Below are 23,855 nucleotides of genomic sequence, written 5' to 3' on the forward strand. Positions count from 1 at the left end.
TACCCGTGCGGTGGTCGCCCGGCTCGCGGGGCGTACGGCAATCACCTCAAGGGCCGCGTCGGGTGATCCGAACGGCGGCCACCGGTCCGGAGCCCCCGTGAAGGGGGTCGAAGAAGCGGCGGGCGGGCGCGGGCTGCGCGATGGTGGAGTCATGCATGCGAAGGACATCCTCATCGACGGGTACAACCGCATCCGGGAAGAAGTCCACGCCACCGTCGAGGGTCTCGACCCCGACGCCCTCAACGCCCTGCCCGCCCCGGGGACCAACTCGATCGCCTGGCTCGTCTGGCATCTCACCCGGGTCCAGGACGACCACATCGCCGACGCCTTCGACCTCGACCAGGTGTGGTGGGGCGGGGCCGACAACTGGGAGAAACGGTTCGGGCTGGACCTGCCGCGCCATGACACCGGGTACGGACACAGCCCGGCGAAGGTGGCGAAGGTGCGGGTCGCCGACCCCGACCTGCTGACCGGGTACCACGACGCCGTGCACGAGCAGAGCCACAAGGCGCTGCGCGCGCTGACGGCGGCGGATCTCGAACGGGTCGTGGACGTGCGCTGGGACCCGCCGGTCACGCTGGGCGTACGGCTGGTCAGCGTCCTGTCCGACGATCTGCAGCACGTCGGACAGGCCGCCTATGTGCGCGGGCTGCTTCAGAGCACGGCCGCGTAACCCGGCAGGACAATGTCCTCGATGAGGGCCCGGCGCTCGTCGAACGGGATGAACGCGCTCTTCAGGGCGTTCACCGTGACCGTGCGCAGGTCCTCGACGCCCCAGCCGGCCTCCTCGACGAGCAGCGACATCTCGCGGGTCATGGTGGTGCCGGAGACCAGACGGTTGTCGGTGTTGAGGGTGACGCGGAAGCCGAGGTCCTTCAGCGCGGTGATCGGGTGCTCGGCGATGGAGGTGGCGCAGCCGGTCTGGAGGTTGGACGTCGGGCACATCTCCAGGGCGACACGCCTGTCGCGCACCCATCCGGCCAGCCGGCCGAGCTTGCCGTCCACGATGTCCTCGGTGATGCGTACGCCGTGCCCGAGGCGCTGGGCGCCGCAGACCTGGAGGGCCTGGTGGATGCTGGGCAGGCCGTGGGCCTCACCGGCGTGGATGGTGAAGGGGACGCTCTCGCGGCGCAGGTGCTCGAAGGCGTCGAGGTGGTCGGCGGCCGGGAAGCCGTCCTCGGCGCCGGCGATGTCGAAGCCGACGACACCGGCGTCGCGGAAGGCGACGGCCAGGTCGGCGGCCTCGCGGACACGGTCGAACATCCGCATGCCGCAGAGCAGGGTGCCGACGCGGACGGGGGTGCCGGCCGCCGCGGCCTTCGCCATTCCGGCCGCGAGCCCCTCCTGCACGGTCTCCACGACCTCGTTCAGCGTCAGTCCGCCCTTGACGTTCAGTTCGGGCGCGTAGCGCACCTCGGCGTAGACGACGCCGTCGGCGGCGAGGTCGAGGACGTACTCCTCGGCGACGCGCAGCAGGCCCTCGCGGGTCTGCATCACGGCGAGGGTGTGCTCGAAGGTGGCTATGTAGCGCACCAGGTCGCCGGAGTTGGCGGCCTCGAAGTACCAGGCGGCCAGCTCGTCGGGGTCGGTCGTCGGCAGGGTGTGGCCGATCTCTGCGGCGAGCTCGACGACGGTGGCGGGGCGCAGGCCGCCGTCGAGGTGGTCGTGCAGGACGGCCTTGGGGAGGCGACGGATCACATCGGCGTCTACGCGCGTAGCGGTCATGGCGGGTCTTTCCTTGGGCGGGGCGGTACGGGGTACGGGGTACGGGAGGAGGATCAGTCGGCGGGCTGGAGCAGGTCCCAGCGGTTGCCGTACAGGTCCTGGAAGACGACGACGGAGCCGTACGGCTCGTGACGGGGCTCCTCCAGGAAGGTCACGCCGGCGGCGAGCATCCGGGCGTGGTCACGGGCGAAGTCCTCGGTGTGCAGGAAGAAGCCGACCCGGCCGCCGGTCTGGTCGCCGATCCGGTCGCGCTGGCCGTCACCCTTGGCCCGGGCGAGCAGCAGCCCGGTGCCGTCCTGGCCGTCGCCCGGCCGTACGACGACCCAGCGGGAGCCGTCGGGCCGGGGCGCGTCCTCGGCGAGCCGGAAGCCGAGCGCGTCGGCGTAGAAGCGGATCGCCTCGTCGTAGTCGTCGACTACGAGAGTGACCAGGGCGATGCGGGACATCGGGACCTTTCGGGAGGCGGGCGGCAGGGGCGATTGACGGGAGAGGTTATACGTAAAACTACGCGGACGCCAGTCGCTTTCGCGGACCAGGGCCTGGCGTTTGGATCAGGTCGCAGGATAGTGACGGGGCTGTTCGGCCGCGTCTGCGACATGATCCAACCGCCAGGCCCTAGGGCGTGTTTCGAAAGTAGCGTCGTCCGCCCGTAGGGCGGGCCCGGCGGCGTCTGGTGCGTGCGATCGCAAGGCGGAGGGTCGCCCCGATACTGGATGTATCGGGGTGATCCCGACAACGCGGCGAGCGTGCGTGCCAGGCGTCGCCGGGCTGGGGGCACCCCCTCTGGGGGAGGGACTTTCGAAACACGCCCTAGGCCGCCGGTCCGAGGTGCGGACGGGACCATGGCCGGAGGCGGCGGGCGTGTCGACCTCGTTACGGTCCGGGCATGAAGATCACTGAGCCGGTTCGCGGGCCCCGGCAGCGCAGGCAGGACGTTCTGGCACGGCTGGAACGGGAGATCGACATCTGGGTCGCCACGGCGGACGCGAAGGGCATGCCGTGTCTCGTCGCCCTGTGGTTCGTCTGGGACGGGACGTACGTGTGGCTGTCCACCCGGCTCACCAATCCCACCGGCCGCAATCTGCGGACCGGCGGGCGGACCCGGCTGGCGTTGGGCGACACCCGGGACGTGGTGCTCATCGACGGGGAGGCGGTGACGTACACCTCCGACGAGGTCCCGGACGAGGCCGCCGAGGCGTTCCTGACGAAGACGGGGTGGGATCCGCGCCGGGACAGCGCGTCGTACGCCTTCTTCCGGGTGCGGCCGGTGAAGGTGCAGGCGTGGTGCGAGGCGCGGGAGCTGCCCCGGCGGCATGTGATGCGGGACGGGGTGTGGGTGGAATAGACGGGTGGAGGGAGCGGGCGTCGTCACCGGCTCGCGGGCCGGGCGGGCGCCGGACATGGAGTCACGCGTTTTGCCGGTGGACCGTGTTCAGACGGTCCAGTTCCCCGGTGGTGAGGCGCAGGGCGCCCGCGGCGATGTTCTCGGTGAGGTGGTCGGGGTTGCCGGTGCCGGGGATGGCGAGGACATGGGGGCCCTGCGCGAGGCTCCAGGCGAGGCGGATCTGGGCGGGGGTGCTGTCGTGGGCGCGGGCCACGGCGAGGACGGCCTCGTCATGGGCGGTGGTCGCGCCGAGGGCTCCGCCGTCGCCGGCGATGGCGAAGAACGGGACGAAGGCGATGCCCTGGTCCCGGCAGGCGGCGAGGAGTTCCTCGGTGGCGGGCGTGGCGGCACCGAGGCCGTGGCGGTTCTGCACGCTCACCACCGGGGCGATGGCCTGCGCCTCGGCGAGGTGACGGGGTTCGACGTCGGAGATGCCGAGGTGCCGGATCAGACCGGCCTTGCGCAGGTCGGCGAGCGCCCCGAAGTGCTCGGCGATCGAGTCCTGGCGCATCCGGCGCAGATGGACGAGGTCGAGGTGGTCGCGGCCGAGCTGGCGCAGGTTCTCCTCGACATGGCCGCGCAGATCGTCGGGGCGGGCCGCGGTGCCCCACTCCCCCGCCCAGGTCCGGAACGGGCCGACCTTCGTGGCGATGAGCAGGTCGTCCGGGTACGGGGAGAGCGCGCTGTTGATGAGTTCGTTGGCGGAGCGGAGGGAGGAGAAGTAGAAGGCGGCGGTGTCGATGTGGTCGACGCCGAGTTCGACGGCCCGGCGCAGCACGGCGATCGAGCGGTCGCGGTCGCTCGGGGTGCCGTGGTGGAAGGCGGCGCTGCCGGTCAGCCGCATGGCGCCGAAGCCGACGCGGTTGACCGTGAGGTCGCCGATGGTCCAGGTGCCCGCGGCGTCCGCGGTGATCGCTGCACTGCTCATCGGCGCAGTCTCGCACGCACCGCGGACACCGGCACCTGTTGGGGACGGCCGTCAACAGGCCATCGTCTCCTCGCACTTGCGCAGGGCCTCCTGGACGTCCCGGCTCCAGTGCCGGGACGTCCAGGGGGTGGCCGAGGACACCGTGTGCACGGCCGACTCGCGGCGTTCGAGCAGCGGGCGGGACCGCGCGCACCGCCGCTCCCCGGCGGGCGGGGTGCCGTGGGCGACGATCTCCTCCACGAGGTCGGCGAGATCGCCGTCCGGGAGCGGGAGTTCCAGGTCGTCGTCGACGAAGCCGACCACCGCCGGCACGTACTCCACGAGCGCGCGCAGCGCCTTGGGCAGTCCCCGGCGGCCGCGCCGCAGCCCACGCAGCACGTGCAGGGCCGTGGCGATCTCCACCTCGGTGGCCTCCCGGCTCAGGGTGGCGGGGGTGATCTCCGTGTGGCTGAGCCACCAGTCCGCCTCCTCGTCCTCGCCGAGCGACCGGTGGTGGAGGTAGAGGCAGTACGAGGACACCGTGTCGCCGGCGCCGGCGCCGTACTGCCACCAGAAGCGGGCGCTGTCCTCGCAGCCGGCCAGGTGGAGGAGGCCGCCGAGGATCCTCGCGCCGGACGGCTCCGGCAGCGCGCTGCCGGCGAAGGCGCCGAGGCCGCGCAGGGCGCCGGTGCGGGTCAGCAGCGCCTCGCACAGGGCCCGCAGATCCCGGGCCGCCGGGTGTGTTTTCGGGGACCGGTGGGCGGGGGTGCGGGTGCCGGTCTCCTCGGCGGGCCCGGCCGCGACCCGGGCGGCTATCCGGGCCTCGGCGGCCTCTATGTCGGCGCGGCGGTAGGGCGCCGTGGGCACGAGTCGCACCCCGGCCAGCAGGGTGTCGAGGTCGCTCACGGTGTCGAAGGTCATGAACGCTCCGCCTCCTCCTCGGCGCACGATGTGTAGATCTCCCGCAGACGGCGTTTGGCGTAGCGCTCGGTGGAGCGCACCCCGGCCTCGGTGATGCCAAGTTGGTCCGCCACGTCGGCGGTGCTGTAGCCCTCGCAGTAGCGCAGCCGGATGACGTCCTGCTGCCGCTCGGGCAGGGCGGAGATCGCGTGGAACAGCCGCAGGTTCTGCTCGATCACCTCGAAGGCGTCCTCGGCTCCCTGCAGCGTCACGGTCTCGAAGACGGCGGTGTCCATGAGGGTGGCGCGCCGGCCCCGGGCCCGGGCGTGGTCGACGACCCGGTTCTTCATGACCCGCCAGGCGTAGGCCGCGGGGTTCGCGGTGCGCAGTATCTGCGGCCACTCCCGGGCCAGTTGGACGAACGCCTCGTCCACGGCCTCCTCGGCGTCCGCCCGGCAGCGCAGACAGCGCTCGGCCTCGCGGACATAGCGCGGGCGCTGCGTCTGGTGGAAGGCGCTGAAGTCCAGCGGCAGTTTCTCCGGCGCCCGGGGGTTTCCGGTGGGTCGCAGCTCCTCCTGGGTCACCGATCGCCTCCCGGGAGCCGGTGGTCCATCTCCCGGACGCCCACCCGCACGAGTGCGGCGACGACCCGGCGCGCGAGCGTGACGGCGGCGGGTCCGAAGACCCGGAGGGCGAGCAGGGACAACGCCACGTCCCGGGCGAGCTGTTCGAACTGGTCGTTCACGGACCCTTCGGTCCTTCCGCTGGGCGTGCGGGGCTCCTGAGCCCCGGAAGGCGACGGTTACACCTTCTGCCCCCACGGCGTTCGGCACCGGCGTTTCGTGCATGCCGGATTCGAAAGTCCGGTGGAATTGGCCGCTTCGGACTACGGACCGTGCCATTCCGGACTACACCGGTGCCATTGCTGCCCCTTCCTGGACCATTTCGTCCCGTTGATGCCCCTTCGATGTCCTCTTCACGATTTCACGATCACCATGACGGTTGAGGCGGAGTTGCGCCCCCGGGCAAACCTCTACGTTCCGCGACAAGCGCGCAGCCGCTTCTCCAGGTACGCGCGCTCGGCCGGGTTCTCGGCCAGCGCGAGGGCGGATGCGTAGGCCTGGACCGCCTCGGCGCCGTGGTCGAGGCGACGCAACAGGTCGGCCCGGACGGCGTGGAAGACGTGGTAGCCGTCGAGGTCGAGCGCGTCCAGCAGGTCGAGGGCGGGCCTCGGGCCACGCGTCTCGGCGACCGCGACGGCCCGGTTCAGGGCCGCCACCGGGCTCGGCGCCACCACCATGAGCTGGTCGTACAGCCTCAGGATCTGTCCCCAGTCGGTGGCCCCGGGCGTCGGCGCGTCGCTGTGGACCGCCTGGATGGCGGCCTGGATCTGGTACGGCCCCGGCCGGTCGCGGCGCAGACAGCGGCGGACGAGCTCCTGTCCCTCGGCGATCGGCGCCGGGTCCCAGCGGGCACGGTCCTGCTCGGGCAGCGGTACGAGCGTGCCGTCGGCGTCCTGGCGAGCGTCCCGGCGCGAGTCGACGAGCAGCATCAGCGCGAGCAGCCCGGTGACCTCGGGCTCGTCCGGCATCAGCTCGCCGAGCAGCCGGCCGAGACGCAGCGCCTCCGCACACAGGCCGGGGTCACCCTCGTACCCCTGGTTGAAGATCAGGTAGACGACGGCGAGCACGCCGCCCAGCCGGTCGGGGAGGTCGGCGTCGCGAGGCACCCGGTACGGGATGCGGGCGTCGCGGATCTTCGCCTTGGCGCGGACCAGACGCTGGGCCATCGTCGGTTCGGGGACGAGGAACGCGCGGGCGATCTGGGCGGTGGTCAGACCGCCGAGCAGCCGCAGGGTGAGGGCGACCCGCGCCTGCGGGGCGAGCGCGGGGTGGCAGCAGGTGAAGATCAGACGGAGCCGGTCGTCACGCACGGGCCCCTCCTCCACGGGCGTGTCCTGGGCGTCGTACAGCCGGGCCGCCTCGGCGTGCCGGGCGTCCCGGCCGGCCTCGCGGCGCAGCCGGTCGACGGCCCGGTTGCGGGCGGTGGTGATGATCCACCCGGCCGGGCTGGGCGGTGGCCCGGTCTCCGGCCAGCGGGCGAGGGCCGTGGCGAAGGCGTCCTGGACCGCCTCCTCGGCGAGGTCGATGTCGCCCAGCCGGCGGACCAGGACGGCGACGGCCCGGCCGTACTCCGCGCGGAAGACAGCCTCGACGTCGACGGTGTCACCCATGGGTCAGGTTTCAGTGCAGGTCCGCGAACGGACGCACCTCGATGGGAAGGGTGATGGCCAGGGCGGCCTTGCGGCCCCACTCCAGTGCCTCGTCGAGGTCGGCGGCCCGGATCAGGCACAGCCCGCCGAGATACTCCTTGCCCTCGGCGTACGGCCCGTCGGTGATGAGCACATCACCGTCCTTCGGCCGCAGCACGGTGGCCGTCTCGGGGCCGTTCAGACCACCGGCGAAGACCCATGCCCCGGCGGCGCGCAGCTCGTCGTTGTACGCCTCCACCCGGCGCATGATCTCGGCCAGCTCGTCGGGGGCGGGCGGCTGACCGCCGGTCGGCTGGACCACGCTGAGCAGGTAGTGCTTCATGACGTCCTCCTTGGCTTCGTGCCCTTAAGCCGTTCTCTCACCTCCTACACGAACGGCAGTCCCCCGGATCGACACCTCACACCCCGACACGGGAAAGAATCCTGCCCATGACCGCACCGCACCCCCTCGTCGTCCGCGCCCGCCGCCTCGCCGACGGCCTGCTCGCCCCGCACGCCGAACAGGTCGACCAGGGGGAGGTGCCGGTGGGCCATCTGGCGGAGATCAGACGCTCGGGCCTGCTGGGACTCAACGCGCCGAAGGCGTACGGCGGCGCCGAGGCACCCGGCGCGGTGGTGCGGGAGACGGCGGAGATCCTGGCCGGGGCCTGCTGCTCGACCTGGTTCGTGCAGACGCAGCACCACACGCCGGTGCTGACCCTGGCGAAGAGCGAGGGCGCGGTGCGGGAGCGCCTGCTGGGCCGGCTGGCGACCGGCGAACTGCTGTCCGGGGTGGCGTACGCCCATCTGCGCGCCCACCCCCGGATCCCCGTCCACGCCACCCGCGAGCGGGGCGGCTGGCGCTTCGACGGCAGGGTCCCGTGGTACACCGGCTGGGGACTGAACGACGTGATGCTCCTCGCCGGGGTCACGGACGCCGACGAGGCCCTGTTCGCCTTCACACAGGCCCGGGACCAGCCGGGCCTGCGGGCGTCCGCCCCGCTCCACCTGGCCGCGCTCACGGCGGCCCGCACGGTGTCCCTGGAATTGGACGGCTTGTGGCTCCCGGACGAAGCTGTGGCCCTGCGCACCCCGCACGAGCGCTGGTCGGCGACGGACCGCCTCAGGACGGTGAACGCCAATCCGGCGGTCTTCGGTATCACGGAGGCGGCACTGGACCTGCTGGACGTGTCGGACGACGAGACGGCCGCCCGCCTGCGCCCCCGCGTCAGGAAGGTGCGCGACCAGGCCTACGCCCTGTCCGACGAGGCGCGGCCCCACGAGCACCTCGAAGACCGCCTGGCCCTGCGGACCCAGGCCTACGAACTGATGCGGACAGCGACCACGGCGGCCGTGGTGGCGGGAGGAGGCCGCGCGATACTCCTGACGAACAGGGCACAGAGACTGGCAAGGGAAGCCCTGTTCCTCCTGGTCCAAGGCCAGACGGCGGAGTCACGCCGCGTACATCTCGACGCCCTGAGTGCCCCGGAACCCGTCCCATGAACGTCTCGGTCGTCCTGTTCACCTCCGACCTGCGGCTGCACGACCACCCTCCGCTGCGCGCGGCGCTCGACGGGCCACGTGAGGTGGTTCCGCTGTTCGTGCGCGACCGGGCGGTGGACGGCGCGGGGTTCGCCGCGCCCAACCGGCTGGCGTTCCTCGCCGACTGTCTGCGCTGATCTCGACGCGGGCCTGCGCCGGCGGGGCGGCCGGCTGGTGGTGCGGTCCGGGGATCCGTGGAGGAGGTGCACCAGGTGGCCACCGAGGCGGGGGCCGACGAGGTCCAGCTGGCGGCGGACGGGGCGCGTACGCGCAGCGCCGTGAGGAGCGGCTGCGGCACGCCCTGGAGACGGAGGGCGTCCGTCTGTACGTGCACGGCACGGTGACGACGGTGGTGGACCCCGGTGTGCTGGCCCCGGGCCCCTCGGACCACTTCGCGGTCTTCACGCCGTACTGCGGGCATTGGTCGCGGCAGCGGCTCAGGGAAGTGCGCGGCGCGCCGCGGGTGGTACGGGGCGGCCGGGAACGGCTGACCGCCTGGCTGCGCTCGGGCGTCGCCTCGTACGAGGACCGGCACGACGACCTGGCCGGGGACGCGACCTCCCGGCTCTCGCCGCATCTGCACTTCGGCACCCTCTCCCCCCGTCGAGCTGGTGCACCGGGCGCGCGCCGTGGGCGGGCCGGGCGCCGAGGCGTTCGTACGGCGGGTCGCCTGGCGCGACTTCCACCGCCAGGTGCCGGCCGCCCGGCCGGCCGCCGCGGTGGCGGACTACCGCACCCGGCACGACCGGTGGCGTACGGAGCGCACGGCCGGCGAGGACGTGGAGGCGTGGCGGGAGGGCCGTACCGGCGACCCGGTGGTGGACGCGGCGATGCGGCAGCTGCGGCACGAGGGCTGGATGCACAACCGGGAGCGGCTGTCGGCGGCGAGTTTCCTCACCAAGACGCTGTACGTCGGCGTACGTACGGTGCTGGGTGCCCGAGCCGGCGGACCCGGAGGGTCCGGCGGTGCACGAACCGTGGAAGCTGCGCGGCCCGGACCGGGCGGCGCTCGACTACCCGGATCCGGCCGTCGACCTCGCCGACGGGCTGGCCCGCTTCAGGCGGGCGCGCGGCCACGACTGAACATCCCGGGGAGCGTCGGTACTCCCTGGGCGATCCCCGCCTCAGCCCTCTGCACACACAGGCCGACCTCTACACATAAAGATGGAATAAGCGCAGAATGTGTGTGCGCGGCGCTTACCGCACACCGCACCAGACGCGGTCAGGCCTGCAGTCGAAGGAGACGAGTAATGGCCAACGTCTCGCCACACAGAAGTGACATATCGACCCACCCCGACGTATCCGAGATGCGGGCACGCTACGAGGCCGTGATCGGTGACGGCCGTGACGTGGCACTCGTGGACGGACCGGTGTTCCTGCTCGGTCTGTACTGCGCGGTGTCACCGTGGGTGCTCCACTACACCACCAGCCAGCCCGACCTCATGACCCACAACCTGGTCGTGGGCATCGCGATCGGCCTGCTGGCCCTCGGCTTCACCGCCGCTCCGGGCCGTATGTACGGCCTGAGCTGGGCCATGTGCGCGCTCGGCGTGTGGATGATCATCGCTCCGTGGGTCGTCGGGGACAGCCCGGACGCCGGCGTCGTGGTCAACAACATCATCATCGGCGCCCTGGCGGTGATCCTGGGGATGATGTGCGCCTTCACGGCGGCGAGGAGCGCCCCGAAGCCGTAACCCCCGCCCCCCGAACCGGAAAGGCGGCCCGGCCGGCCCGTGTCATACGGGTCGGCCGGGCCGCGTCGCGCCGCTCACGCCCCCGGCGCCGACCAGGGCTCCTGGGGCAGCGGGCTGCCGGTCTCCAGGAGCGACTTGAGGTTGGACAGCACCGCCGGCCAGCCGTCCGAGACGTCGGAGAGCTCGCCCTCGTCGTTGAGGTCCTCATGGGTCACGGTGAGGCGGACGATGTCGGCGTGACGCCGGATGTCGAACGTGACCCGGGAGTGCCGGTCCGGGCGGTCCGCCTCGTCCGGCGCGGCCCAGGTGGCGACCAGCCGGTTCGGACGGTCGCTCTCGACGACGGTGCCGACGACGTCGGCGATGCCGGAGCCGTCGGTGCGCACGTGTTCCCAGCGGGAGCCCGGCCGCCAGTCGGAGACGTTGCCGTGTCCCCAGTAGGCGGCGGTGAGGTCGGCGTCGGTGAGGGCGTCCCAGACCTTCTCGGGCGTACTGGCGATGTAGGTGACGTAGACGAATGCGGGCTTGCCGGTCATGGCTTCCTCGGCTCGTCGCTTGAGGTCGGAGAGCATGCGCAGCCGCGGGCGCTCGAACCTGTCGATCCACCGCTCCTGGATCTCGTGGAGCGGGACGGGGTTGAGGTAGTGGAGCTTCTCCCGCCCCCTGCGCACCGTCGCGACCAGGTTGGCGGCCTCCAGCACGGCCAGGTGCTGGGTCACCGACTGCCGGGCCATCTCGACATCCGCGCACAGTTCACCCAGCGTCTGGCCGTTCCGCGCGCGCAGCCGGTCCAGCAGGCGTCTGCGCGTGTCGTCGGCCAGCGCCTTGAAGACCTTGTCCATGGCCGGGTCCGCGCCCGGCTCGTCACCCGATCGCACACCCCACGTTATGCAGGCAATTACCTGCATGTCAATGCCGGGAGGCGGACGGCGACGGCCGGGGCCCACGGTGCGGGCCCCGGCCGTCGTACGAAGGGTCAGCTCACGTTGAGCGCCGTGTCGTCGATGACGAAGGACGTCTGGAGCGTGGAGCCCTCGGTGCCGGTGAACTTGAGCGTGACGGTCTGGCCGGCGTAGCTCGCGAGGCTGAAGCTGCGCTGGGTGTAGCCGCTGGCGGCGTTGAGGTTGGAGTAGGTCGCCAGCGTGCCCAGCACCGTCCCGGAGCTGTTGAGCACCTGGACCTTCAGCGTGTCGTACGCCGTACTGGTGGTCGTCTCCGCCGTGTCGATGTGGAGATAGAAGCTGAGGGTGGCCGTGGTGCAGCCGGACGGGATGGTCACCGACTGGGAGAGCGTGTCGGTGTGGGCCGATCCGTAGCCGTCGAGCCAGGCGTAGTAGGAGCCCGTACGGGCCGACTCGCTGGAGGAGTTGGTGATGACACCGCTCGTGGCGCTCCAGGTGCCGGCGCCGGACTCGAAGCCGTTGTTGCCGAGGAGCTGGGCGGCGGTGCAGGTGCCGGAGCCGCCGCCGTCGTCACCGCCGTCGTCGCTGCCGCTCGCGCCGGCGAGCCACTCGGTGGCGTTCAGGGCGAGGGCCGCGTTGGTGGCGCCGGAGTCGTTCCAGCCGTCGTAGAGCGTGTTGCCGGACTGGCCGGTGTCGTCGTCGATGGGCGAGCTGTCACCCCAGAAGGCGACCCGGCCGCTGCCGAACGTGCTGGTGGCGAAGAAGGCCCCGGTGTTGCCGGAGTAGCCGGTGCGGTAGAGCAGGCCTTTGACGCTGGAGTTGTCGGCGGGCTTGAGAGTGGCCGTCGTACCGCTCGCGATGAGGCTCTTGCTGACGGTGCCGAAGGAGCCGTGCAGCACCGGGTCGGTGCTGTCGCTGATGGCCGAGGGGTAGTCGGAGCTGATGCTGAGCGAGTCGACGGAGAAGCCGAACGGGTCGGTCGAGTCGACGCTGTTGTTCGTCATCAGGTCGTTGAGGATCTCGACCGCGTCCTCGCCGTCGTTGTTGCGGTCGGCGCCGGTGTGGTCGGAGATCATGAAGAGGCCGCCGCCGTTCTTCACGAAGTTCATGATCGCCGTCTTCTCGGCGGTGGTGAACAGCGTGTTGGGCTCCGGCAGGACCAGCGTGTCGAAGTTCGACAGGTCGGTCGAGGACGAGCCGCCGTAGGTGAGGGCGCTCGTGGCGGTCTTGAGGCTGTAGTCCCCCGTCTTCTGCAGGGCCACGCCCCAGGACGAGATGGCGCCGGTCCAGTCGGTCTCGACGGAGGGCGAGGAGTCCTCGCCGAGCGGGTCGGGCTGACTGGTGGAGATGATCCAGTCGGCGTTGCCGGCCGTCTCGGCGTGGCCGTTGTCGAACAGGATGCGGTGGGGGGTGGCCGCGTGAGCGGGGGTTGCGGTGGCGCTGACCTGAAGGGCTGCTCCGGTGACGAGCAGACCGAAGCCGGCCAGGAGCGTGGGGACCTTCCGGGGACGTCTCTGTGATCCGGGCATCCGGCGAACCTCCGTGAGGGGGTGGGGAGAGGGCGGGTGCGGCGGTCGATCTGCGCGCGTAGACCTCGCCAAGAAGGGTTCTACACGCGTGGACTTATTGAAAGGTACATGGCATGACGGCCCTGTGAACATCAAACGCGGGCAATAACGTGCGCGAAAACGTCAGAAGCCGGATCCGGAACAGAATGCCCCACCCCCCAGCGGGCACAAGCCAGGCGACGGGCTCTCATCAAGGAGGGGCGGAGATGGAGATCGACGGCCTCATCAGTGCCATCTTCATCGGCATCATCATCGGTGTGCTCGGACGGCTCGCGGTTCCGGGCCGCCAGCGCATCGGCCTGCTGTGGACGATCGCGGTCGGCATCGCGGCCGCGCTGGTCGGGTCGGCCATCGCCGCGGTGCTGGGCGTGGCCGACACCAAGGGGGTCGACTGGATCGAGTGGCTCATCCAGATCGGCCTCGCGGCGGTCGGCGTGACGGCGCTGGACCGGGCGAAGACACGACGGTGAGAGCCTGTGTCATGTCCCCGGCCGGGGACATGACACAGGCTCTGAGCGCGCAGGGCTGGTGAAGGCCCCGTCCCGGACGGCCCAGGACGGGGCGCCCGCCTCGCCCGCGCTTCACCACCCGCGCCTCACCGCCCGCCGAGCAGCCCCTCGTACCACGTCAGCGTCACGGCCACCGTCTCCTCCAACGATGTCGGCGTCACGCCGAAGGCCTTCTCAAAGGCCGAGGAGTCCATGATCTGGGGTTCGGTGTGCTGGTAGAACATCTCGGCGTACTCGGCCATGAACTGCTCGTCGAAGGGGCCGTAGGGGCGGGGCTCCTCGACGACGAGGACGTTCAGCGGGCCGCCGAGGTGTCGCTCGATCATCGCGTGTATCGCGCGGGTGCTGACGGCGGCCGCGGCCGGAAGGTGCCAGACCCGTCCGTCGCCCTCGGCGTGTTCGCCGAGGGTGGCCAGGCCGGCCGCCACGTCCAGGATGCTCGTGTAGCTGTGCGGCAGGTCGATGTCGCCGATGCCGAGCACCTCTCCGCCGGTGAGCGCGGCCGGGAAGACCGCTCCCCCCAGGGTGGAGTTGAGCACGCCGGGGCCGACGAAGTCGGCGGAGCGGCCGAGCACCACCCGGGCCCGGCCCTCACGATGGGCGGCGAGGTACTTCTCGTCCAGCCGGGCCCGCATCCGGCCCTTGCGGGTCGTCGCCCTCCACGGGGTCTCCTCGGTCATCACCGCTCCCCCGGTCTCGCCGTACGGGTAGAGCGTGTCGAGGACGACGAGCCGTGCTCCGGAGCTCTCGACCGCGCCGAGGACGGCCTCCTGGATCCGGGGCATCGCCTCGACCTGGAGGTGATAGCCGACGTTGACGCAGTGGTACACCACTCCGGCGCCGGCCACGGCCGCCCGTGCGCCCTCCGGCGTGCTGACGTCCGCCGCGTACCGCTCGGCCCCCTCGATCACGGGGCCCTCGCCCTTGCGGTCGACGAGCCGTACGGCGTGCCCCCGGCGGACGAGTTCGCGGGCGAGCGCGGTACCGGCGGGGCCGGAGCCGAGGACGGTGTGCAGGGTGCGGTTCTCGCCGGTGACGGCAGACATGGCAGGTCCTCTCGCTGGTTTTCCGGCCGTCCGGTCATGACAGCCAGTCGCAACAGTTAGAGACTGTAACTCTTGCGAGGATAGCTAGCAAGCGTGGGAGGTCCGGACCTTCGTTAAGGTGTGTCACCAGGGACACGGCTGCCGTGGTGAGAGCCGTGCAGGAGAGAGGAGCGCCGGTGGCCGGCAGTGCGCAGAGCCCGAGGGCGCGGTACCGCGAGCAGACGCGGGCCGAGATCAAGGACATCGCGCTCGGACAGCTCGCCGAGGGCGGGACGGGGGCCGTGGCGCTGACCCGGATCGCGAAGGAGGTCGGCCTGTCGGGTCCGGCGCTCTACCGGTACTTCGACAGCCGGGACGCGCTGCTGACGGACCTGATCCGGGACGCGTACGCCGATCTGGCGGGGGCCGTCGCGGCGGCGGCCGGGGCTCTGCCCGAGGAGACCTCGCCCCGTGCGCGGCTGCAGGCGCTGGCGGCGGCCTCCCGGAGCTGGGCCGTGGCCGAGCCCCACCGCTATCTGCTGATCCAGGGCACTCCGGTGCCCGGTTACACCGCTCCGGCGGACACGCTGGACAGTGCCCGTGCGGTGCTCGGACCGTTCCTTCCGGCGTTCGCGGAGGCGAAGCCTTCGGCCTCGGTACGGCCGGTGGTGGCCCAGATGACGGAGTGGGCCGCGAAGGACACGGCGGTGGCGGCATGGGCGCGTGCCCAGGTGCCCGCCGGCGCGGAGGGCGTCGCCCTGGCCGGCGGTGTGCTCGCCTGGACGCACATGCACGGCGCCGCGGGCCTCGAGGTGTCCGGCCAGTTCGAGGGCATGGGGCACGACGGGGCCACTTTGCTCACGGCCCAGATCGATCTGCTGGCGGACGCTTTCGGGCTGGGCTGAAACCTGTCGCCGAAGCCGCTACGGCTTGTAGATGTACGGCGTGGTGGTGCTGAGCGCGTGGAAGCCGAGGCGTTCGAGGATGGGCCGGCTCTGGTCCGATGCGTCGACCTGAAGGTAGCGGTAGCCGCGTTCGGCGGCGACGCGGGCGCGGTGGGCGATCAGGGCGCGGTAGATGCCCCGGCCGCGCCAGGCCGGGTCGGTGCCGCCGCCCCAAAGACCGGCGAACCGGGTGCCGGGGATGAGCTCCATCCGCGCCGAGCTCACCGGTTCGTCCCCGGCGAGGGCGACCAGGGCGACGATCGTGTCGGGGTCGGCGGTGAGCCGGGCGAGCACGAGGTCCCGCAGGAAGGAGCCGTCATGGCCGAAGGCCTTCTCGTTGGCCGCGACCATGAGCTCGACGCCCGCCCGGTCGGTCACCGGCACGATACGGACGCCCTCCGGCGGCGGCGCGTCGACGAGCTGGTCGCTCGTCTCGCCGATCATCAGGGTCTCCTCGGGTTCGGCCGTGAACCCGGCGTCCGCGAGCCGTCGTCCCAGGTCCGCGGGCCGGTCGTGGCCGTGGTGCTTCCACTCGAACTCCGCGCCGCGCCCGGTGAAGTAGGCGATCTGGGCGGCGATCGCCGCGTCGGCGTCCGTGCCGTCCAGGTCCGACCAGAGGACCCCGTTCCAGCCGCCCTCGCCGCCGACGTGGCGGACCACACCGCCGATCCGCTCCACCCGGGCGTCGGAGCTCTCGGGGCGGGCGCCTTCGCGCATGTCCCGGTCGTACAGGGCGAGTACCGCGGCATGATCCATACGGCCACTCCAGCATCCCGCTGCCGCGCCCCACAACGGAATTAACGGCGCCGGACCCCGCCGTGCGGCCCAGGCTGTGCCACGCCGGAGATCATCCCGCCGTCAGAGGAGTCGTGAGCCGTGGTCGAGGAGGGCGAGCTGCCGTATCTGCGCCGCTGTGTCGAGCTGGCCGGCGAGGCGCTGGAGGCCGGGGACGAGCCGTTCGGGTCGGTGCTGGTCGGCGGGGACGGCTCGGTGCTCGCCGAGGACCACAACCGGGTGGCGGGCGGCGACCGCACCCGGCACCCCGAGTTCGAGCCGGCCCGCTGGTCGGCGGCCCGGCTGACACCCGAGGAGCGGGCGGCGGCCACGGTCTACACCTCCGGTGAGCACTGCCCGATGTGCGCGGCCGCCCACGCCTGGGTCGGCCTCGGCCGGATCGTCTACATCGCCTCGTCCGGCCAGCTCGCCTCCTGGCTGAAGGAGTTGGGGGTACCGGCGCCGCCGGTGCGGACCCTGCCGGTGCACGAGATCGCGCCCGGCGTCACCGTGGAGGGCCCGGTTCCGGAGCTTGTCGAGGAGGTACGCGCGCTGCACCGGCGGTTTCACGGCGGCTGAGCACGGCCGCGGGCACTCGTCCGGCGGCGCGGCACGGCGCGGTCCTGTGCTGTGCCTTCGGGGTCCGGCGAGGCTTGTCATACTTCCCGGATGGAGACGCAGGCATGGGAGGCGGCGCAACGCTGGCTGGCGGATCAGGGCGTCAGCCGGGTGCGCGACGGGTGGGTGAGCATCGAGGCACCGGACGTGCTGCTCACTGCCGACCAGGTGGCGCAGTCCTGGGCCGGCGGCGTCTTCACCGAGGACATGCGGGCGGCCGACCAGGTACGGCTGGCCTTCGGGCTGCTGGACCTCCTCGACGCGTACTGGGTGACGTGTGAGATGCGGTTCGCCGACCGAGGCCCGGAGGGCCCCCTGCCGGCCGACGCGCTGTGGGGCGGCTACCGTCGGCGTCTGGAGGCGGACCGGGACGCCGAGGCTCTGACGTACTCGCTGTGGGTCGACTGGTTCGAGGACCGCGGTACCGCCGCGACGGCCTTCGCCGAGGTGCTCGGCAACGACATCGACCGAGTGGTGGCGGAACCGTCGGAAGCCCTGCTCCGCCGGGCCCGTCGGGTTCTGGAGTGTTCGGGCCCGGTGCCCTGGCCGGTGAAGGAGCCGGCGTACCGCACCGCCGTGCGGCTCCCCGCGCTGCACTCGGCCCTCTTCGGAGGTCTGCGGGCGAGCTATCACGATGTCCACGGCGACCTGGAGCCGGCCGCCGCGTCGGCCCTCCTTGACCGGCTGGAACTCCCCGCGGACACCGAGCACTTCGCAGAACTGCGCCATGTGCTCGCCGCAGGGCACCAGAACCACTACCGCAGTCCCCACGCCTGGGACGAGGCGGTTCGCACCGGCTCCTGAGCCGTGCGCCCGGCGCCTCGGGGAATCCCGTGCCCGTCCGCCGGCCGAGCGCGCCGCAGGTCCCCCGTTCGGCGGGGGCCTGCGGATCGCCTCGGCGAAGGGCGGAGGACTCAGCCCCGCGTGCCCGGGCGGAAGCGGCGGTAGAGGACCGCTCCGGCCAGCACCGCGGCCGCGCTGCCGGCGACGGCGGGCAGGGTCGCGTCGGCGCCCGTGTGGGCGAGGGAGGACTCGGTCCGCTCGGATGCCGGGGTCTGGGGCGCACGGGCGTGCGGAACGGTGTTCCTGCCCGGGGCGGGACGCTCGGGCTCGGGCTCGGGGGCCGACGGCTGACGCACGGGCGGCGCGGGCGGCGCGGGCGTGGCCGGACGGCCCGGCCGGTCGGGGTGGACGGGCTTGTCCACCGGGCCGTTCACCGACTGGTTGCCGAACACCGGGTTCAGGCCCCCGACGATGTCCACGCTGTTGCCGCCGGCGTTGAGCGGGAGGTCGACCGGCGCCTGCACATCGTTGCCGGAGACGGCTCCGGGCGAGCCGGCCGTCTCGCTGCGCGCGCCCGCCCCGGAGGCCGGTGAGTGCTTCGGCGCGGCCCCCTTGTTCGCACAGCTGTTGCCGAAAGCGGGGTTCAGCAGGCCCACCGCGTTCAGGGTGTTGCCGCAGAGATTGACCGGGAGGTGCACCGGCACCTGGATGCCGTTGCCGGAGGCCACACCGGGCGAGTCGGCCGCGGTACCGGCGGCGGAGGAGTCGGCGAACGCCGGCATCGCAACGGCGGCCATCGCGCCGGAGGCTGCTGCTACGGCGAGCACACCGTTTCGGGTAGCCCGTCTCATGGGTCCCTGCCTTCCATACATGCCATACAGGTCGCGGGCACTTGCCCGCACCAGGTAAAACGCGGGCGAACCGAACGAGTTATGCCCAATCCGTCATTCACCCCATCGGGCGCCCCTGGTCGAACGGCCTCACGCCGCGAAACGGGTCGCCGCGAGGCCCGCGCGGGACCGCCGCCCGTCCGGAGGCGAGGCTTCCGGTGGCCGCCTATCGTGATCCGGGACGCCCGTTCCCGGTCCGCTGCGGGGCGTCCCTGGAGGCACTGATGCTGGCCATGCTGTCGACTCGGCGCCACCGTGCGCTCGCCACGGGCGCCGCGCTCACCCTGCTGGGGACGGGGCTGCCGACGGCCGCCGCCGCGGCCGGGGAGGACAGCACCGGCCCCGACCGGTTCCACGACCAGAAGATCTCCTGGTCGGCCTGCGCCCTGGACGGCGTGCCCGATGACCTCCAGTGCGGCAAGGTCACCGTGCCGCTCGACTACGCGCACCCCGAGGCGGGCGGCCTCGATCTGGCGCTCGCCCGCTACCGGGCCACCGGCGACAGGAAGGGCTCGGTGCTGCTGAACTTCGGCGGCCCCGGCGGTGCGGGCGTGCCCGGGCTCGCCTACGGCGGCAAGGACTTCATGGAGCTCACCGACGGCTACGACGTGGTGTCCTTCGACCCCCGCGGCGTCGGCCGCTCCTCGCCGGTCAGCTGCGGGGACGCCGGGGAGGACGAGGGGCTCGACGCCCTGGGCGACGGCTCCGCGCTCGACGACCCCCGGGCGCTGCTGGCGAAGCTGAAGGAGACGGCGGCCTCCTGCGTCCGGCACTCCGGCCCCGTCCTGACGCACATCGGCACGGTCGACGCGGCGCAGGACCTGGACGTCATACGCCAGGCCCTGGGCGACGAGAAGCTCAACTACCTCGGCTTCTCCTACGGCACCCGGCTGGGCGCCGTCTACGCGGCCCGGTTCCCGGACAAGGTCGGCCGGGTGGTCCTCGACGGCGTCGACACCCTCACCGAGCCGCTCACCGAGCAGGGACTCGCGGGCGCCCGGGGCCAGCAGGTGGCCCTGGAGGACTTCGTCGACTGGTGTGTGAAGGACATCGCCTGCCCGTTCGGCACGGACGCGCGGACGGCCCGCGAGGAGGTGGTCCGCACGGTCCGCTCGCTCGACGAGGATCCGCTGCCGACGGACTTCGGCGCCGACTTCACCGGACAGGACCTGGCGACCGCCCTCGGGCAGGGCCTGTACAGCAAGGAGCTGTGGCCCTCGCTGGAGCGGGCCCTCGCCCGGCTCGTCGAGGACGGCGACCCCTCCGGGGTGATGGCCTTCGCCACCGGCGGCCTCACCCTCCCGGCCCGCACCCGGAGCGGCGAGCCCCCGCCCTCCCCCAGCCCTCTCGTCGACGCCGAGGACGTCCCCCTCGACAACCTCGCGGCGGCGTACATGGCGATCAACTGCGCCGACGACCCCGACCGTCCCACCGCCGGGCGGATCACCGCGGATCTCCAGCGGCTGCGCGCCGAGTACGACAAGGCGTCACCGGTCTTCGGCCGGCACCGTCTGTCCGAGGTGCTGCTCTGCTATGGCCGCCCCCGGGGCACCGATTTCATCCGAGAGAAGGTCAAGGACCTCGACACGCCGAAGATGCTCCTGGTCGGAACCCGCGGGGATCCGGCCACGCCGTACCGCTGGACCGTGGAGACGGGCGAGCGGCTCGGCGACTCGGCCGTCGTGCTCGACAACAGGGGCGAGGGCCACACCGGATACGGCTCGTCCAAGTGCGTGCACCGCAAGGTCGACGACTTCCTGCTCTACGGTTCACTCCCGCGCAGCGGCAGTTCCTGCCTGCCCGGCGAGGACGGCGACTGAGTGCGCCGGTACACGCCGTTACTGCTCGTCGTCCTCTGTGCGGCCGGGGCGCTGACCGCGTCGTACACGGTGTCCGCCCGGTGGTGGTGGGCGGCGGGCCCGCTGCTCGCCCTGGCCCTCCTGGGCGCGTGGGACATGGCGCAGCGCCGACGCGCGCTGCTGCGCAACCATCCCCTCGTCGGCCGGCTGGGACATCCGGTGCGGGAACCGGCACCCCCGCCTGCCGGCGAGCAGGACGGGTACGAGTTCTTCGCGCCGTCGGCGAGTCCTCTTCCGCCGCCCGAGGAGGAGCCGAGGGTGCGCGTGGGCGGTCCCGACTGCAGACTGCCGTACGACATGGCTCTGCTGAACGTGTCCGCGCTGAGCTTCGGGGCGCTGTCCTCCCGTGCCGTTCTCGCCCTGGGCCGGGGTGCGGCGCTGGGCCGCTTCGCGCAGGACACCGGGGAGGGCGGGCTGTCGGACCATCATCTGCGCGGCGGCGGGGACCTCGTCTGGGAGATCGGCTCCGGCTACTTCGGCTGCCGCACACCCGACGGGGGTTTCGAGGAGCGGGAGTTCGCGGACCGGGCGGCGCTGCCCGAGGTGAGGTGCGTGTCGCTGAAGCTGTCGCAGGGGGCCGCTCCGGGCGGGGGCGGGGTGCTGCCGGGGGCGAAGGTGAGCGCGGAGATCGCACGGGAACGGAGGGTGCCGGAGGGAAGGGCGGTGATCTCACCGCCGTGTCACCGGGAGTTCTCGACGCCGCGTGAACTGGTGCTGTTCCTGGCCCGGATGCGGGAGCTGGCGGGCGGCAAGCCGACCGGCCTCAAGCTGTGCGTGCGGTCGCGGCGGCAGTTCCTCGCGGTGTGCAAGGCGATGCTCGCGGAAGGCGTGACGCCCGACTTCGTGGTGGTGGACGGGGCGGAGGGCGGGACGGGCGCCGGGCCGCCGGGGTGCGTGGACCGGCCGGGGATGGCGCTCACCGAGGGGCTGATCACCGTGCACAACGCGCTCGTCGGCACCGGTCTCAGGGACCGGATCCGGATCGGCGCGAGCGGCGGGATCGCCACCGGTGCGGACATCGTCCGACGGCTCGCTCAGGGCGCCGACTACACCAACGCGGCCCGCGCGATGATGACCGCCGTCGGCTGTGTCGGGGCCGGCCGCTGCCACACCGGCGCCTGTCCGGTCGGCATCGCCACCCAGGACCCGTGGCGGGTGTGGGCCCTGCACGTCGGCGACAAGGCGCGGCGGGTCCGTCACTACCAGCGCGCGACGGTCCGCAGCGCCGTCCGGATCATGGCGGCGCTGGGCGTACGGGAGCCGGGCGCGCTCACCCCCGGGCATCTCCTGCGCCGTACGGACGCGGGGACCGTCCGCTCCTACGCCGAGTTGTACGAGTGGCTGGAGCCGGGCGCCCTGTCGGCCGGACCACCCCCCGGCTGGGCGGCGGACTGGGCCGCGGCGGACCCGGACGCCTTCGGCTGACCACGCCCCCGCACAGCCGCGTCGCTTCAGCTCACGAACGCGTCGATCGCCGCCGTCAGCTCGGCCGGCTTCTCCACGGGCAGTTCGTGACCTGCGTCGAGGATGCGCACGGTGGCGTCCGGGTACGCCTTCGCCATCCGCAGCATCTGCCGCACGGGCAGCTGGATGTCGTGGTAGCCGTGGATCATCAGGGTGGGGGCCTGGATCTCCCCGACCCGGTCCAGGACGTCGAAGGCCCGCATGGCGCCGTACAGCGTCATGACAACCTCGCGCGGGGTGTCGGCGGAGGAGTCGACGTACCGGCGGATCTCCTCCCGGGGGAAGCCCGGCGCGAAGGCACGCTGGATGTTGGTGGCGACGAACAGCTTGAAGGGGACGAGGGTGGAGGCGCCCATCAGCAGGCCCCGGCCCCGGCTGTACGTCATCCGGGCGATGGAGTTCACCAGGACCATGCGCTCCACCCGCCCGGGGTGGGAGAGGGCGACGGTCTGCGCGATCATCCCGCCCATCGAGTGGCCGACCAGGACGCACCGCTCGATCTCGAGGTGGTCCAGGAGGGCGATCAGGTCCTTCGCCAGCTCGGCCACCGTCTTCACCCCGGCCCCGGCGCTCTCGCCATGGCCGCGCAGGTCGAACCGGACCACCCGCCGCTGCTCGGCGAAGTGGGCGACCTGGTGGTCCCAGCGGTGCCGGTTCGCCGTCCAGCCGTGCACGAAGACCAGGGGCGTCCCGCCGCCGTCGCGCGGTCCCTCGTCGTCGTACGTCAGCGCTGCGCCGTCGACTTCGAGCTGCGGCATGGGTGCCTCCTGCGGTACGTCCCGGTTACTGACGCGTACGGTAACCGGCGGCCGGGGTCGTCGTCACCGTCGTACGCCGAGGAAACGCGGGACTTTTCCGAGGAGATGCCGCGGCCGCGCCCAACGGGACGGCCTACTGACGGCTTTGCACTGGTTACCCCGAATGCCCCATACGTGAATCGGTCCTATGGTGCTCATATGGAGCACGCACTCAGCCCCGCGACCCTCTCCGAACTGCGCCGCCCGCGGCCCTATCCCGCGGTCTCCGTGCTGACCCCGACGCACCGCAGGGAGCCGGACAACGCCCAGGACCGGGTCCGGCTGCGCAATGTCGTGGCCGAGGCGAAGAAACAGCTGGAAGCCGACCCGGCGGTCACCCGTGAGCGGCGCGTGGACGTCGCCGAGCAGCTCGACCGGGCCCTGGCCGAGGTCGACCTGACGTACACCGAGGACGGGCTCGTGATCTTCGCCGCGCCCGGTGAGCACCAGGTGTGGTCACTGGCCCGCGCGGTGCCGGAGCGGGTCGTGCTCTCGGACACCTTCCTGACCCGCAACCTGGTCTCCGCGCAGGCCGCCGAGCGGCCGTACTGGGTGCTGTCGGTCTCCGCCGACCGTGTCACCCTGTGGAACGGCGGGCTGGACCGGGTCACCGAGGAGGACATCGGCGGCTTCCCGCTGGTCCGCCGGCAGGAGAACTTCGACGCCGAGCGCCGGGAGCAGATCGGCGACACCAAGAGCACCTTCCGCGACGAGGACACCCGCCACTTCCTGCGCGACGCCGACACGGCGATGAACCGGCTGCTGCGGCTCGCCCCGCGTCCGCTGTACGTCACCGGTGAACAGGCGGCCCTCTCGGCCCTCGACGAGATCGGCACCGTCACCCGGGCCGCGGTGCACGTCCCGCACGGCGGGCTGTCGCACGGCACCCCGGACGCGGTGTGGCAGGCGGTACGGCCGATGGTCGCCGCCGAGGCCCGCAGAAGCGTGGACACGGTCAGCCGGGCGCTCGAATCGGCCCTCGGCCGCAAGGAGTTCGCGGCCGGTGTCGACGAGGTGTGGCAGAACGCCCGGGAGGGCCGGGTGCGACTGCTGGCCGTCGAGGAGAACTACCGCGTGACGGTTCGGGACGACGGCGACCATCTGATCCCGGCGCTCAGCGGCGACCTCGACGCGCGCGAGGACATCGTGGACGAGATCGTCGAACAGTGCCTGGAGACGGGCGCCGACGTGCGCTTCGTACCGGACGGCACGCTGGGGAACGAGGCGGGGATCGCGGGCGTCCTGCGGTACTGAGAGCCCCGCGCCGCGCACTGCCACACCCCCGCCCGCCCCGCGTACGCTACGAGATGATCGTCGGC

At 72.3% G+C, this 23,855-nt stretch carries 25 protein-coding genes and 1 pseudogene; 12 read left to right on the forward strand and 14 right to left on the reverse strand.

Annotated features, from left to right (window positions below):
* Positions 1–151 precede the first annotated feature (151 nt).
* Complete coding sequence (locus tag ACLZN2_RS24115; RefSeq protein WP_416981086.1) at positions 152–673, forward strand: mycothiol transferase; 522 nt, start codon at positions 152–154, stop codon at positions 671–673.
* On the opposite strand, the gene ACLZN2_RS24120 is transcribed toward ACLZN2_RS24115, so the two are convergent.
* On the reverse strand, positions 655–1,725 hold the full coding sequence (locus ACLZN2_RS24120) for an adenosine deaminase (protein WP_416981087.1): 1,071 nt from the start codon (positions 1,723–1,725) through the stop codon (positions 655–657). The genes ACLZN2_RS24115 and ACLZN2_RS24120 overlap by 19 nt on opposite strands.
* 53 nt (positions 1,726–1,778) lie before the next feature.
* Positions 1,779–2,171, reverse strand: coding sequence for a VOC family protein (locus ACLZN2_RS24125; protein ID WP_416981088.1), 393 nt, complete (start codon positions 2,169–2,171; stop codon positions 1,779–1,781).
* Positions 2,172–2,611: 440 nt separating this feature from the next.
* Here ACLZN2_RS24125 and ACLZN2_RS24130 point away from each other — a divergent pair, with 440 nt between their 5' ends.
* Positions 2,612–3,070 carry a pyridoxamine 5'-phosphate oxidase family protein gene (locus ACLZN2_RS24130; RefSeq protein ID WP_416981089.1) on the forward strand — a complete coding sequence of 153 codons (459 nt, stop codon included), beginning with the start codon at positions 2,612–2,614 and terminating at the stop codon, positions 3,068–3,070.
* A 61-nt stretch (positions 3,071–3,131) separates the two neighbouring features.
* Here ACLZN2_RS24130 and ACLZN2_RS24135 read toward each other — a convergent pair whose 3' ends face one another.
* From ACLZN2_RS24135 to ACLZN2_RS24160, 6 genes are all read right to left on the reverse strand, one after another.
* Positions 3,132–4,037, reverse strand: coding sequence for an aldo/keto reductase (locus ACLZN2_RS24135; protein ID WP_416981090.1), 906 nt, complete (start codon positions 4,035–4,037; stop codon positions 3,132–3,134).
* Between the two features lie 51 nt (positions 4,038–4,088).
* Positions 4,089–4,937, reverse strand: a complete 849-nt coding sequence (locus ACLZN2_RS24140) for a hypothetical protein (RefSeq protein WP_416981091.1) — start codon at positions 4,935–4,937, stop codon at positions 4,089–4,091.
* Positions 4,934–5,500 carry a sigma-70 family RNA polymerase sigma factor gene (locus ACLZN2_RS24145; protein ID WP_416981092.1) on the reverse strand — a complete coding sequence of 189 codons (567 nt, stop codon included), beginning with the start codon at positions 5,498–5,500 and terminating at the stop codon, positions 4,934–4,936. Before ACLZN2_RS24145 ends, ACLZN2_RS24140 begins: the two co-directional genes overlap by 4 nt.
* Positions 5,497–5,661: a hypothetical protein gene (locus ACLZN2_RS24150; protein WP_166663609.1), complete on the reverse strand. Its 165-nt coding sequence runs from the start codon at positions 5,659–5,661 to the stop codon at positions 5,497–5,499. The genes ACLZN2_RS24145 and ACLZN2_RS24150 overlap by 4 nt, the downstream gene beginning before the upstream one ends.
* A gap of 288 nt (positions 5,662–5,949) precedes the next feature.
* A complete protein-coding gene (locus ACLZN2_RS24155; protein WP_416981093.1) occupies positions 5,950–7,149 on the reverse strand; it encodes an RNA polymerase sigma factor in 1,200 nt (399 codons plus the stop codon).
* A 10-nt stretch (positions 7,150–7,159) separates the two neighbouring features.
* Entirely contained in the window at positions 7,160–7,510 is a 351-nt protein-coding gene (locus ACLZN2_RS24160) for a YciI family protein (protein ID WP_416981094.1), read from the reverse strand.
* A gap of 107 nt (positions 7,511–7,617) precedes the next feature.
* On the opposite strand from ACLZN2_RS24160, the gene ACLZN2_RS24165 reads away from it, so the two are divergent.
* The 3 genes and pseudogenes from ACLZN2_RS24165 to ACLZN2_RS24175 all read left to right on the forward strand — a co-directional run bounded on the left by ACLZN2_RS24165 (position 7,618) and on the right by ACLZN2_RS24175 (position 10,403).
* Positions 7,618–8,670, forward strand: a complete 1,053-nt coding sequence (locus ACLZN2_RS24165; protein WP_416981095.1) for an acyl-CoA dehydrogenase family protein — start codon at positions 7,618–7,620, stop codon at positions 8,668–8,670.
* A pseudogene (locus ACLZN2_RS24170) lies at positions 8,667–9,792 on the forward strand (deoxyribodipyrimidine photo-lyase). The gene ACLZN2_RS24165 and the pseudogene ACLZN2_RS24170 overlap by 4 nt, the downstream one beginning before the upstream one ends.
* A gap of 167 nt (positions 9,793–9,959) precedes the next feature.
* The gene (locus ACLZN2_RS24175; RefSeq protein ID WP_416981096.1) at positions 9,960–10,403 is read left to right on the forward strand and encodes an SPW repeat protein; all 444 of its coding nucleotides are present in this window, start codon (positions 9,960–9,962) and stop codon (positions 10,401–10,403) included.
* 74 nt (positions 10,404–10,477) lie between these two features.
* Here the strand turns inward: ACLZN2_RS24175 and ACLZN2_RS24180 are convergent, their stop codons facing one another.
* Together ACLZN2_RS24180 and ACLZN2_RS24185 are read right to left on the reverse strand one after the other, a co-directional pair.
* Positions 10,478–11,245, reverse strand: coding sequence for an ArsR/SmtB family transcription factor (locus ACLZN2_RS24180; RefSeq protein ID WP_416981371.1), 768 nt, complete (start codon positions 11,243–11,245; stop codon positions 10,478–10,480).
* Between the two features lie 134 nt (positions 11,246–11,379).
* Positions 11,380–12,834 (reverse strand): hydrolase, encoded by a 1,455-nt coding sequence (locus ACLZN2_RS24185; RefSeq protein WP_416981097.1) that lies wholly within the window; start codon positions 12,832–12,834, stop codon positions 11,380–11,382.
* Positions 12,835–13,079: 245 nt separating this feature from the next.
* On the opposite strand from ACLZN2_RS24185, the gene ACLZN2_RS24190 reads away from it, so the two are divergent.
* Positions 13,080–13,343 carry a GlsB/YeaQ/YmgE family stress response membrane protein gene (locus ACLZN2_RS24190; RefSeq protein WP_416981098.1) on the forward strand — a complete coding sequence of 88 codons (264 nt, stop codon included), beginning with the start codon at positions 13,080–13,082 and terminating at the stop codon, positions 13,341–13,343.
* Positions 13,344–13,468: 125 nt separating this feature from the next.
* Here ACLZN2_RS24190 and ACLZN2_RS24195 read toward each other — a convergent pair whose 3' ends face one another.
* Positions 13,469–14,428, reverse strand: coding sequence for an NAD-dependent epimerase/dehydratase family protein (locus tag ACLZN2_RS24195; RefSeq protein WP_416981099.1), 960 nt, complete (start codon positions 14,426–14,428; stop codon positions 13,469–13,471).
* Positions 14,429–14,604: 176 nt separating this feature from the next.
* On the opposite strand from ACLZN2_RS24195, the gene ACLZN2_RS24200 reads away from it, so the two are divergent.
* Positions 14,605–15,312, forward strand: coding sequence for a TetR/AcrR family transcriptional regulator (locus tag ACLZN2_RS24200; protein ID WP_416981100.1), 708 nt, complete (start codon positions 14,605–14,607; stop codon positions 15,310–15,312).
* Positions 15,313–15,330: 18 nt separating this feature from the next.
* On the opposite strand, the gene ACLZN2_RS24205 is transcribed toward ACLZN2_RS24200, so the two are convergent.
* Entirely contained in the window at positions 15,331–16,107 is a 777-nt protein-coding gene (locus ACLZN2_RS24205; protein WP_416981101.1) for a GNAT family N-acetyltransferase, read from the reverse strand.
* A 120-nt stretch (positions 16,108–16,227) separates the two neighbouring features.
* Here ACLZN2_RS24205 and ACLZN2_RS24210 point away from each other — a divergent pair, with 120 nt between their 5' ends.
* The gene (locus ACLZN2_RS24210; RefSeq protein WP_416981102.1) at positions 16,228–16,704 is read left to right on the forward strand and encodes a nucleoside deaminase; all 477 of its coding nucleotides are present in this window, start codon (positions 16,228–16,230) and stop codon (positions 16,702–16,704) included.
* A gap of 90 nt (positions 16,705–16,794) precedes the next feature.
* Entirely contained in the window at positions 16,795–17,547 is a 753-nt protein-coding gene (locus tag ACLZN2_RS24215) for a hypothetical protein (RefSeq protein WP_416981103.1), read from the forward strand.
* A gap of 110 nt (positions 17,548–17,657) precedes the next feature.
* Here ACLZN2_RS24215 and ACLZN2_RS24220 read toward each other — a convergent pair whose 3' ends face one another.
* Positions 17,658–18,323: a chaplin gene (locus ACLZN2_RS24220; protein ID WP_416981104.1), complete on the reverse strand. Its 666-nt coding sequence runs from the start codon at positions 18,321–18,323 to the stop codon at positions 17,658–17,660.
* A gap of 317 nt (positions 18,324–18,640) precedes the next feature.
* On the opposite strand from ACLZN2_RS24220, the gene ACLZN2_RS24225 reads away from it, so the two are divergent.
* Together ACLZN2_RS24225 and ACLZN2_RS24230 are read left to right on the forward strand one after the other, a co-directional pair.
* The gene (locus tag ACLZN2_RS24225; protein ID WP_416981372.1) at positions 18,641–20,236 is read left to right on the forward strand and encodes an alpha/beta hydrolase; all 1,596 of its coding nucleotides are present in this window, start codon (positions 18,641–18,643) and stop codon (positions 20,234–20,236) included.
* Positions 20,237–21,700 carry a glutamate synthase-related protein gene (locus ACLZN2_RS24230; RefSeq protein WP_416981105.1) on the forward strand — a complete coding sequence of 488 codons (1,464 nt, stop codon included), beginning with the start codon at positions 20,237–20,239 and terminating at the stop codon, positions 21,698–21,700.
* 26 nt (positions 21,701–21,726) lie between these two features.
* On the opposite strand, the gene ACLZN2_RS24235 is transcribed toward ACLZN2_RS24230, so the two are convergent.
* Complete coding sequence (locus ACLZN2_RS24235; RefSeq protein ID WP_416981106.1) at positions 21,727–22,497, reverse strand: alpha/beta fold hydrolase; 771 nt, start codon at positions 22,495–22,497, stop codon at positions 21,727–21,729.
* Between the two features lie 198 nt (positions 22,498–22,695).
* Between ACLZN2_RS24235 and ACLZN2_RS24240 the strand changes: the two genes are divergently transcribed.
* Positions 22,696–23,790 (forward strand): chemotaxis protein, encoded by a 1,095-nt coding sequence (locus ACLZN2_RS24240; protein ID WP_416981107.1) that lies wholly within the window; start codon positions 22,696–22,698, stop codon positions 23,788–23,790.
* The last annotated feature ends 65 nt before the right edge of the window (positions 23,791–23,855 follow it).

This window comes from Streptomyces sp. T028, assembly GCF_048159505.1.
Taxonomy (GTDB): Bacteria; Actinomycetota; Actinomycetes; order Streptomycetales; family Streptomycetaceae; genus Streptomyces.